This is a genomic window from Acuticoccus sp. I52.16.1 (assembly GCF_022865125.1).
GTDB lineage: Bacteria > Pseudomonadota > Alphaproteobacteria > Rhizobiales > Amorphaceae > Acuticoccus.
In genome coordinates, this window is sequence record NZ_CP094828.1 from 4,724,789 (window position 1) to 4,736,703 (window position 11,915).

The 11,915-nt window shown below is 75.9% G+C and carries 2 protein-coding genes; both read left to right on the forward strand.

Features of this window, described 5'->3' with window-relative positions; all coding sequences use genetic code 11:
• Positions 1-18: 18 nt before the first annotated feature.
• Positions 19-6,195: an SDR family NAD(P)-dependent oxidoreductase gene (locus MRB58_RS21265; protein ID WP_244779082.1), complete on the forward strand. Its 6,177-nt coding sequence runs from the start codon at positions 19-21 to the stop codon at positions 6,193-6,195.
• Positions 6,192-11,780: a type I polyketide synthase gene (locus MRB58_RS21270; protein ID WP_244779083.1), complete on the forward strand. Its 5,589-nt coding sequence runs from the start codon at positions 6,192-6,194 to the stop codon at positions 11,778-11,780. Before MRB58_RS21265 ends, MRB58_RS21270 begins: the two co-directional genes overlap by 4 nt.
• Positions 11,781-11,915: the final 135 nt, after the last annotated feature.

Below are 11,915 nucleotides of genomic sequence, written 5' to 3' on the forward strand. Positions count from 1 at the left end.
GAACGAGGGTCCCGCGACATGCCGAGCGCCGATCGCCCGCCGTCGCCGTACGGCGTCGAGGCCACGAGCCGAGAGCCGATCGCGGTCGTTGGCATCGGCTGCCGCTTCCCGGCGGGCGGCCCGGCCGGCAGTGCGACCGAGGGTGCGGACGCCTACTGGCGCTTCCTGATGGCGGGGGGCGACGGCATCGCCCCGGACCCGCAAGGGCGGGGCGACCTCGGCGCGCTCTACGACCCCCAGCCGGGCCGTCCGGGCAAGCTCTACACCCGCCACCTCGGCGCACTGGGCGAGGTCGACGCCTTCGACGCCGACCTCTTCGGGATCGGCCGGCGGGACGCGGCCGCCAGCGACCCGCAGCAGCGCCTCCTGCTGGAGGTCGCGTGGGAGGCGCTGGAGAACGCCGCCATCGCCCCTGCCGCGATCGCCGGGCGCGACGTGGGCACCTTCGTCGGCGCCTTTTCCGACGACTACGCCCAGTCCCGCCTCTACGACCGCGATGTCGACGCGATCGACGGTCACACCAGCCTCAGTGTGCTGCGCGGGCTGTTGGCCGGCCGTATCGCTTACCACTTCGATCTGCACGGCCCGGCGATGACGGTGGACACCGCCTGCTCCTCGGCGCTGCTGGCGATCCATCTCGCCTGTCGCGCGCTGTGGGCGGGGGAGTGCGAGGCGGCGCTGGCGGGCGGCGTCAACCTGGCGCTGTCGCCGGAGGTGACGGTGAGCCTGTGCCAGCTGCGGGCACTCTCGCCCAGCGGCGCGTGCCATGCGTTCGCGGCCGCGGCGGACGGCTACGTGCGCGGCGAGGGCGCCGGCGTCGTGGTGCTGAAGCGCCTTTCCGACGCGCGCGCCGACGGCGACCGCATCATCGCCCTGGTGCGCGGCTCGGCGGTGAACCACGACGGACGGTCCAACGGCCTCTCCGCCCCCAACCCCGCCGCGCAGGAGGCGGTCATCCGTGCCGCCCTTACCGACGCCGGCGTCGCCCCCGGCGAGATCGACTATGTGGAGGCGCACGGGACCGGGACGGCGCTGGGCGATCCCATCGAGATCCGCGCGCTGGCGGCGGCATTGGGCGAGGGCCGCTCGGTGCCGCTCAAGGTGGGCACGGTGAAATCCAACATCGGCCACCTGGAGGCGGCGGCGGGGGTCGCGGGTTTCGCCAAGCTGGCGCTGGCGCTGGCGCACGGCGCGGTGCCGCCGAACATCCGCATCGGCGCGCCCAACCCGCACGTCGCCTGGGACCGCGTACCGGTCCGCATCGTCGACACGCCGACCCCGCTGGAGGGGCGCGCGGGACGTCCGCCGCTCGCCGCCGTCAGCGCCTTCGGCATGAGCGGCACCAACGTCCACATGGTGCTGGAGGCGCCCCCTGCGACGGCTGAGGCCCCCGGCAGTCAGCCCGCGACCGCGCGCTCCCGGCCCCAGGCGCGGCACGGCATCGGCGCTGGCGCGGCCGCCGCACCGTCCCCGCCGCCGGCGACGGCGGACCCGGCGACGACGGACCAGCAGACGGCGGACCGGGAGACGGCGGACCTGACCGCACCGGGCTTCGCGGGCGGGGCCGACGCGGTGGGCCGGCCGCATCCGGTCGTCCTGTCGGCCCGCAGCACGGCGGGCGTGACGCGGCTCGTCGCGGCCTATCGCGCGATGCTGGCGCGGCCGGGAGCGCCGGAGCTGGCCGATATCGCCTGGAGCGCGGGCGCCGGGCGCAGCCATCACCCGGTGCGCCTCGCCGTCACCGCCCGCAGCAACGCCGAGCTGGCCGCCGCGCTCGCCGCCGGCCCGCGGATCCTCGAGGCGCCGCGGACGCAGCCCGCCGCCGCCTTCGTCTTCGCCGGCTGGGACGACCGGGCCGCCGCCGCCGCGGTGCTCGCCGCCGAACCGCTCGGCGCAACGATCCTCGGCGAGATCGACGCCGGGCTCGTCCCCGTCCTCGGCCGGCCGCTGGAACGCGTGGAAGACGGCGCGGTGGCACAGGTCTGCCTCGCCGTCGCCTGGGCGCGCTACTGGATGCGGGCGGGGGTGGCACCGGCGGTGCTGATCGGCGTCGGCCTCGGAGAATATGCCGCGGCCGTCGTCGCCGGTGCGATGGACCTCGCGGCGATGGTGGCGCTCCTCGCCGCGCGTCCGGCTCCGGGGGAGGCGCCGGCCGAGGGCGCCGCGCTCCGCCCCCGCTTCGCCGAGGCGGCGCGCCGGGGGCGGCTGGCGCGGCCGTCGCTCGCGGTCGTCTCGGGATTCCTGGGCCGGGCCGTCACCGGTGAACTCGCCAGCCCCTATTTCTGGGCCGATCATGCCGCCGCATCGCCGGGCGACCCGGCGTCGGCGCCGACCGCGATGCCGTTTGCGCAGGCGCTGCCCTTCGGCGAGGCGGCAACCCGGCTCGTCCCGGAGACGCTCATCGTTCCCGGTGGCGAAGGCTCGGGCGAGGCCGTGGTCGCGAGGCTCGCCGCGCTCTACCGCGCTGGCGCCGCGATCGACTGGGCGTCGGTTCTGCGGCGCGGCTGCCGCGTCGCGCTGCCGACCTACCCGTTCGAGCGCATCCCCTGCGGCCTGCCGCGCGGACGCACGGTCGCGTCCGTGCCCGCCGTGCGTGAGGAAGTGGTCGATGTCGCGGCGGCGAGCAGCCGCTATGTCCGCACCCACCTGTCGGCGGCGGACGGCGCGCTCCTCGCCGCGCACACCGTCCGCGGCCGGCCCACGGTGGCGGGGGCGGCGATCTGCGATATCCTCGCCGGCGCCGGCCGTGCCGCCGGGGTCGGCGAGGCGCTGCTGGACCTGCGCCTGCGCGAACCCGTTCCCGCCGGTCCGGACCTCGCCCTCCAGACCGTGATCGCCCCGGACGCCGGCTTCGAGCTCTACGCCAAAGACGGTGACGGCTGGAGGCTCCATGCCACCGGTCGCTTCGGCCCACGATCCGAGCCGCCACCGCTGCCCGGCCCGGGCCCAGGCCCCGCCGACGCCGGCTCCGCCGTGGCCGCTGACGAGCCCGTGACGGGAGATGCGGTCTATTCGGCGTTGGCGGCGGCGGGCGTCTCGCACGGGGCGCCGTTTCGTGGCCTGGTGGAGGTCCGCGTCGCGGGGCGCCGGGCGGCGGCGCGGATCGCGCTTCCGGCGGCCGCTTCGCACATGGGGCTCGGCTTCCGCGTGCATCCGGCGCTGCTCGACGCGGCGTTCGTCGCGGTCGACCCGCTGCTGCCGCGGCTGGGGGCTGGGCGGGGGTGGCTCCCGGTCGGCCTCGCCGCCTACGCCTGTCCCGAGCCGCTGCCGGCGGAGCTGACCGCCCACGTCGGTCTCACCGCACTGTCGCCGCGCGAAGCGGTCGCCACGATCCACCTCACCGACGCGGCCGGCACCGTCCTCGGCCACGTCGAAGCGTTGACGCTGCGGGCCGTCGCCCTCGGCGCCCGGCAGGCCGGGAAGGCCCCCGCCGCCTACGTGCTCGACTGGGTCACGCGCGAGCCCGCACCTGCGCCGCCTCCGTCCGGCTCGTGGGCCGTCCTCGGCGAGGGGCCGGTCGCCGAGATGCTGCGCCGGCACGTCTCCACGGCCGGAGCGCCGCCGGCCGACGCGGCATCGGCGCAGCGCGTCGTCATCGTCGCCACCCAGCGCGAGGCGGACGGCGTCACCCGCGCGGCCGGCGTCCTCGATGCGTTGAAGACGGCCGCGCGGCGGGGCTCCGTGCCGGAGCGGGTCGCCATCGTCACCGCCGACGCGCAGTCGCCGCGCGCGGACATGGATGTCGCCGGCGCAGCGCTGTGGGGGCTCGCCCGCGTCGCCCGCCGCGAATTGCCCGCGCTCGATATCGTCGTCCTCGACCTGGTCACCCCGGACCTCGTCTCCCCGGCACTCGCCGGGCAGAACCTCGCCGGGCAGAACCTCGTCGCCCAGGACATCGCCGGCCCGGGCATCGCCGGCCAGCCCGACGCCGCCCGCATCGTCGCGGCACTGGCGGCGGCGGCGCGCAACGAGGAGATCCGCCTCGGCGCCGACGGGGGGGTGCAGGTCCACCGTCTCGCCGCGGCCCGGAGCGGCGTAGCGGCCGGGGAGGTCGCGGTGCGGCTGCCGGCGGCCGACACGTCCGCCCCGGGGCCGGGCGAGGTCGCCATCGACGTCGTCGCCAGCGGGCTCAACTTTCGCGACGTGCTGCACCATCTCGGCCGCCTACCCGAGTCGGCGGCGCGGATGCCCTACGGCCTCGAGTGCGCGGGCATCGTCGCCGAAGTGGGGGCGGGCGTCGACGGGCTGGCACCGGGCGACGCGGTGGTCGCGGGGCTGCCCGTCGGCACGCTCTCCGGCCGTGTCGTGGTCCGGCGCGAGTTCGTCGCGCCCAAGCCCGCAGCGCTGTCCTTCCGCGAGGCGGCGACCTTGCCGCTCGCCTTCATCACCGCCCACTACGCGCTCGACGTGCTGGCCCGCCTCGCGCCCGGCCAGCGCGTCCTCGTCCATGCGGCGGCGGGCGGCGTCGGGCAGGCGGCGATCCAGGTGGCGCGCCGGGCCGGCGCGGAGGTCTTCGCCACCGCCAGCCCCGCCAAGTGGGAGGTGCTGCGCCGGCAGGGTGTCGGCCACGTCTACAATTCGCGGGACGACACCTTCGGCGAGGCGATCCTCGCGGCGACCGGCGGGGAGGGGGTCGACGTCGTCCTCAACAGCCTCGCCGGGGAGATCGTCACCGCCAGCATCGCCTGCCTCGCCGACGGGGGGCACTTCATCGAGATCGGCAAGACGGAGCCGTGGCCGGACGCGCGCATCGCCGGCCTGCCGCGGGGCATCCGCTTCACCGCGTTCGATTTGTGGGACGTGAAGGCGGACCGGGGGCTCGTCGCCGCGATGATGGGCGAGATGGTGGCGCGGATCGAGGACGGCACGCTGGCGCCGCTGCCGCTCGAAGCCTTCCCCATCGGCGCCGTCACGCAGGCCTTCGCCCACATGGCGCGGGCACGCCACGTGGGCAAGATCGTGATCGACCAGGACGCGCGTGCGCTGCTGCGGCCGGGCGCGTCCTATCTCGTGACCGGCGGTCTCGGCGGTCTGGGGCTGCATGCGGCCGCGTGGCTGGCCGCACGCGGGGGGGAGACGGTGGTCCTCCTCGGCCGTTCCGCGCCGGACGCCGCCGCCCAGGAGGCGATCGCCGCATTGCGGGCGGGCGGCACCGAGGTGTGGGGCGCCGGCGCCGACGTGACCGACGCGGCGGAAATGTCCGGCCTGCTGGCGCGGCTGGAGGCGGCGGGACGGCCGCTGGCCGGCGTGGTCCACGCCGCGGGCGTGCTGGGCGACGCGGCGCTCGTTCGTCAGGACGCGGCGACGCTCGCCGCCGCGATGCGCCCCAAGCTCGCCGGCGCAGAGCTGCTGGCCGCGCTCACCCGGACGCACCCGCTCGACTTCATGCTGCTCTACGGCTCCGCCGCCGCCGTGCTCGGCAACCCCGGTCAGGCCAACTATGCCGCCGCCAACGCCGCGCTGGCCGCCTTCGCCGCCGCCCGCACTGCCGCCGGCCATCGCACCCTCGCGCTCGACTGGGGGCCGTGGGGCGAGATCGGCATGGCCGCGCGCTCGGGCGTGAAGCTGGGCGACGCGATCGCCGCGATCCACCCGGACGACGCCGCCGCGATGCTGGACGAGATGGTGCTGCGCGCCGAACCCGAGGTGGTGGTGCTGGCGGTCGACTGGCCGGCCTTCGCCGAGGCGGGCCCCACCCCGCCGCCGCCGCTGCTGGCCGACCTCGTGCCGCCCCCGGGCGCCGCACCCACGTCCACTTCTACGTCCGTGGCGCCGGATGCCGCGCCGCCGCTGCTGGCCGAGCTGCAGCCGCTCGATCCGCGCGAGCGGGGGCGGGTACTGCGCGGCCACGTCCGCCGCGTCGTCGCGCGGGAGCTCGAGGTGGTGCCCGAGGCGGTCGACCCGCGCCAGGAGCTGGCGACGCTGGGGTTCGATTCGATGATGGGGATCGAGTTGCAGGCCGCGCTGGAGGCCGGCCTCGGCGTTTCCCTGGGGTTGACACTGACGTTCGACCATCCAACGGTCGACGCCATCACGCGCCATCTCCTGGAGGACGTGCTGACGTTCGGTGCGGCGCCCCGGCCTGCCGCCGACGCTGCGCCCATGCCCCCGCTGGGTCCGGCCGAGGCGGTGAGCGCGACCGATGCGGCCCTCCTCGAGGAACTTGCGACCTTGACACATCTGAGGCCGACGTGACCGCCACCGCTCCTCCGCAAGGCAGCAGCCCCGCCTCGCTCTCGGAGCGCGCGCTCCAGGCGATCCGCGACCTCAAGGCCGAAGTGAAGCGCCTCGAGGGGGCCGGTCGCGCCCCCGTCGCCATCGTCGGCATGGGGTGCCGCTTCCCCGGCGCGGCGGATCTCGAGGGGTTTTGGGAACTGCTGGTCAGCGGTGCGGACCCGATGGGCCCACCCCCCGCCGACCGCTGGAACATCGACGCCTTCTACAGCCCCGACCCGGACGCGCCGGGCAAGACCGTGGCGCGCGAAGGCGGCTACGTCCCCGACCTCGACAAGTTCGACGCCGCCTTCTGGGGCATCAGCCCGCGAGAGGCGACGTTCATCGACCCGCGCCAGCGCCTCGTCCTGGAGACGGCGTGGGAGGCGCTGGAGAATGCCGGCATCGCGCCGTCGTCGCTGGCGCGCTCGCGTACCGGCGTCTTCATGGGCGTCCTCACCAACGACTACCACCACCTCGTCACCTCGGATCCGACGTGGATCTCCGCCGCGACCGGGACCGGGACGGCCAACGCCATCATCGCCAACCGCCTGTCCTACGTGCTCGACCTCAAGGGCCCGAGCGTGTCGCTCGACACCGCGTGCGCCGGATCGCTGGTGGCGATCCACCTCGCGTGCCACTCGCTGCGGGCGGGCGAATCGGCGCTGGCGCTGGCGGGCGGGGTGGCGGCCAACCTGTTGCCGAGCCCCGACATCTCCTTCTCGCGCATGGGGGCGCTGGCACCCTACGCCCGCTGCCGCACGTTCGACGCCGACGCCGCGGGGATGGTCCGCTCGGAGGGCGCCGGGGTCATCGTCCTGAAGCTGCTCGACCGGGCGATCGCCGACGGGGACCGCATCCATGCCGTCATCCGCGGCAGCACCGTGAACCACGACGGGCGCTCCAACGGCATCGCCTCGCCCAACGGCCGCGCGCAGGTGGCCCTGCTGCGCGAGGCCTACGCCAACGCCGGCATCGCGCCGGGGATGGTGCAATATATCGAGGCGCACGGCACCGGCACCACGGTCGGCGACGCGATCGAGATCCAAGCGCTGTCGGAAGTTCTGGGCGAGGGGCGGCCGGCGGGGCGGCCGGTGGTCTACGGCTCGGTGAAGAGCAACATCGGCCACACCGAATCGGCGGCCGGGGTCGCCGGCGTCATCAAGACGGCGCTCGCGATGTCGCGGCGCACAATCCCGCCCAATCTCCACATCGAGACCCTCAATCCGGCGATCGCCGCGGCACCCTTCCCGGTGGAGGTGCACCGGGCGCCGGGCGCGTTCCCGGTGGCGGACGAACCGGTGATCGCCGGCGTCAGCGGATTCTCCTTCGGCGGCACCAACGCGCACGTCGTCCTGGAGGAAGCGCCGGCGCATGGGGTGCGCGCCGTGCCCGCCCGGCCCGAGGCGCCGGACCGCGTCCACCTGGTGCCGCTCTCGGCCGCCTCGCCGGAGGCGCTGGCGGACATGGCGCGCCGCCTGGCCGCCCGCCTTAGCACCGAGGACGCACCGCCGCTCGCCGACGTCGCCTACACCGCCGCGCTGCGCCGCTCGCACCTCGACCACCGCCTGGTCGTGGCCGGGCGCGTCGCGGGGGAGATGCGCTCGCGGCTCCTCGCGGCCGTCGGCGCCGGGGAGGACGAGAGCGCCGCCGAGGCGACCGCGCTCGGACGGGCGATGGCCGCCGAGGAGGTCCGCATCGCCTTCGTCTTCTCCGGCCAGGGGTCGGAGTGGGTGGGTATGGGGGCGGACCTGATGGCGCGCGAACCGGCCTTCCGCGCCGCGCTGGAGGGACTGGAGCCGCATTTCCTGCGCTATGCCGGGTGGTCGCTGCTGGAGGCGCTCGCCGACACCGAGGACCGGCCCCGACGGCACGCGATCGACGTCGTCCAGCCGCTGATCTTCGCGGTGCAGACGGCGCTGGTGGCGCTGTGGCGGGCGTGGGGCGTGGAGCCGGCGGAGGTCGTGGGGCAGAGCATGGGCGAGGTCGCCGCCGCCCACGCCTGCGGTGCGCTTTGCGCGGAAGACGCGGTTCGCGTCGTCACCACGCGCAGCCGCCTGTTGAAGACCCGCTCCGGTGCGGGTGCGACCGCCGTCGTCGGCCTCGGCGAAGCGGCGGCGCGCGCGGCCCTGGCGCCGTACGAAGGCCGGCTGGACGTCGCCGGGATGACGAGCTTCAACTCCACTGTGATTGCCGGCGAAACTCCCGCGCTGGAGGCGCTGTTCCGCGAGCTGGAGGGCGAGGGCACCTTCTGCCGCCTGCTCGAGACCATCGAGGTGCCGGCGCATAGTCCGGTGATGGACGACCTCGTGCCGCAGCTGGAGGCGGAGCTGCGCGGCATCGTCCCGCACCGGGCGCGCGTCCCCTTCGTCTCCACCGTGACGGCCGCGCCGCACCCCGGCGAGGCGCTCGGCCCGGCCTACTGGGGCGGCAATCTGAGGAAGCCCTTCCGCGTCGCCGAGGCGGTGGCGGGGCTTGCCGCGCGGGGCACCACCGTGTTCGTCGAGGTCAGCCCGCATCCGGTCGTCAGCGGGGCGCTGCGCCAGTGCTTCGAGGATCCGCAGAGCGCGCCGGTCGTCGTCCGTTCGCTCACCAGAGGAACCGACGGGCCGACGGCGATGGCCGCCGCGCTCGGCGCGCTCCATGTGGCCGGAGCGCCGGTCGACTGGTCGCGCCAGGTGGCGCCGGATGCGCAATTGGCGGACCTCCCCGTCTACCCTTGGCAGCGCCGGCACCACTGGGTCGACGCGCTGGGGACGCCCGAGCTCTACCACGGCGACGGCGGCCGGGCGGATGTCCACCCGCTGCTCGGCCGGCATGTGGCGCTGGCGCATGGCGGCGCGCACGTCTTCACCGGGTCACTCGATCCGGGGCGGCTGACCTGGCTCGCCGATCACCGCGTGGGCGAGATGCCGGTGCTGCCGGCCGCCGCGGCCATCGAGATGGCGACCGCCGCCGCGCGTGCGGCGTTCGGCTGGGAGGCCGTCGCGGTGACGCAGGCCTCCTTCGAGCGCATGATGCTGCTGGGCGGCGGCGGCGCGACGGCCGTGCAGACGACGCTGACACCCACCGGCGCCGAGGCGGCGCGCGTCACCATCCATGCCCGTCCGGCGGACGCTGCCGACGCCACCTGGACGTTGCACGCGAGCGCCACCGTTGCCCGCGCCCCCTCGCGCGCTGCGGCCTCACACCCACCGGCGGCCGCGGCCGCGGCGCGGCAGATCGTGGCAGACGGGAACGCGGCCGTCGCCCCCCCGGCGGTGCCGTCGGCGTCCGGGCCCTCGGCCGCGGCCGGCGGCGGGCGCGAGATCGACGTGGCGGGGTTCTACGCGGAATTCGCCCGCCGCGGTCTCGTCTACGGGCCGGCCTTCCAAGGGATCGGCCGGCTGACGGTCGGCGCGGAAACGGCCGAGGCGCGGATCGCCGCGCCGCTGGATGCGCGGTCCTACGCGCTGCACCCGGCCGCACTCGACGCCGCGTTCCAGTCCGTCGCGGCGATCCTCTCCGGTGCCGGCGCGTCGACCGCCTATCTGCCGTCCGCAGTCGGCCGGGTCGAGGTCGTCGGCGGCGCGGGTGAGGGGGTGGTGAGCCACGCCCGCGTCGTCGCCGGCGCCAGGGACGGGGCCGACAGCCTCACCGCCGACCTCGTCCTGACCGACCCCGCCGGCGCACCCGTCGCACGGGTGACGGGTCTGGTGCTGACCCGGTTCGACGAGATCGCCGCCCCCGGTGCCGAGGCGATGGCGAGCGCGAGCTACCGCCTCGCCTGGGTGCCGGAGCCGCGCGAGCCGGCCGCGCAGGGCGTCCCCGGCGCCGTCGCGAGCTTTGTGATCGCGGACGACAACGAAGGCACCGGCCACCACCTCGCCGCCGCGCTCGCCGCCCGCGGCGCGCGGGCCGTGCGTGTGGCGCACGGGCCGCAGCAGGTGGAGGCGGTGGTCCGCCACCTCGTTGCGGCGCCGGAGGCCGGCCTCGTCCATCTCGCGGCGGCGGCGGAGGCGACGCCGGCTGCCGTGCGGGGCGCCTGCGGGGCGCTGCTGGCCGAGGTTCAGGCGATGATCGGCCGGCGCGCGCCGGTCTGGCTCGTCACCCGCGGCGCGCAGAGTCTCGCCGCGCACGAAGCGCCGGCGCTCGTCCAGGCCCCGCTGTGGGGCCTCGCCCGCATCCTCGGCATCGAGCATCCCGAGCTGATGGGAGGCCTCGTCGACCTCGATCCCGCCGCGCCGGCGGGCGACGTCGCTGCGCTGGTCGAGGAGATCGTCGCCCCGGTCGAGGCGCCGCAGGTGGCGCTGCGCGGCGGCGTGCGCCACGCGGCCCGGCTGGAGCGGCTCCACGCGCCCGGCCGCGCCGCGGTGCCCTTCCGGCCCGACGCGACCTACCTCGTCACCGGCGGGCTGACCGGCCTCGGCCTCGTCACCGCGCGGTGGATGGCGCAGAACGGCGCGCAGCATTTCCTGATGCTGAACCGCACTCCGCTGCCGCCGCGCCGCACGTGGGCGAGGCTCGCCCCGGCCACGCCGGAGGCGGAGCGCGTCGCCGCGGTGCGGGCGCTGGAGGGGGCCGGCAAATCCGTGCACGTCGAGGCGATGGACATCGCCGACGAAGCGGCCCTCGGGGCGCTCCTGGCGCGCTGGGAGGCCGAGCTGCGCCCGCCGATCCGCGGTATCGTCCACGCCGCCGGCGGCATCGACGACAAGCTCCTCGCCAACCTCGCACCGGGCGACTTCGATACGGTGATGCGCCCCAAGGTCGACGGGACGCTGGCGCTCGACCGGGCGAGCCGTGTCCTGCCGCTCGACCATTTCGTCGTCTACGCGTCGGCGACGTCGATCCTGGGCCAGATCGGCCAGGCCAATTACGCCGCGGCTAACGCCTTCGAGGACGGCCTCGCCTTCGCCCGCCGTGCCGCGGGACTTCCGGCCAGCGTGGTCAACTGGGGTCCGTGGGGCGAGGTCGGCCTCTATGCCAGGCGCGCGCTGAAGGACCACGCGGCGATCGCCGGCGTGGGCGACATCCTGCCGGAAGAGGGCATGGAGGCGCTCGGCCGGCAGCTCGCAGCGGGGTGGACGCAGTCGGTGGTCGTCAAGGCCGATTGGTCGCGCGCGGCGGCCTCCGTGCTCACCCGCACGCTCGCCGCGGGGGCGGCGACTGGGGCGGCGACGGGGGCGGACGGCCCGGCGGCGGGCGGCGCAGGCGGCGACGGCGGGGTCCTGGAGCTGGTGCTCCTTCCCGAGGCGGAGCGGCGGCAGGCGATCGGCGCGCGGGTGGCGGAGATGGTCGCCGCCGTCCTCAAGCTGGACCCGGATCAGGTGCACCGCCGCCGTCCGGTGACGGCGTTCGGGATGGATTCGATCATGGCCGTCGAGCTGCGCAACCGCATCCGCGTGCGCTTCGGCGTCGCCTTGACCATGGTGCAGCTCTTCACCGGCACGGTGGACGAGATCACCGAGCGGGTCGACGCCGCGCTGATGGCGGACGAGGAGCTGGCCGCGCTGGTGGCCGAGGTGGAGAGCCTGCCGGCGGACGTGGTCGCCGCCATGCTCTCCGGCGAACGAGAGGTGGCTTGAGATTAGCGAGATCGCGGCCCGTCTATCGCGTCTGTCGCCCGAGCAGCGGGCGTTGCTGGCGCGGCGCCTTGCCGAGAGCGGCCGGGCGAGCCCCGGTTCGCCGGCGCCCGCGCCCTTGCGTGTGCGCGACGGCTC

Coding starts and splice junctions, on each gene's coding strand:
- MRB58_RS21265 (WP_244779082.1), top strand. CDS start 19: ATGCCGAGCGCCGATCGCCCGCCGTCGCCGTACGGCGTCGAGGCCACG.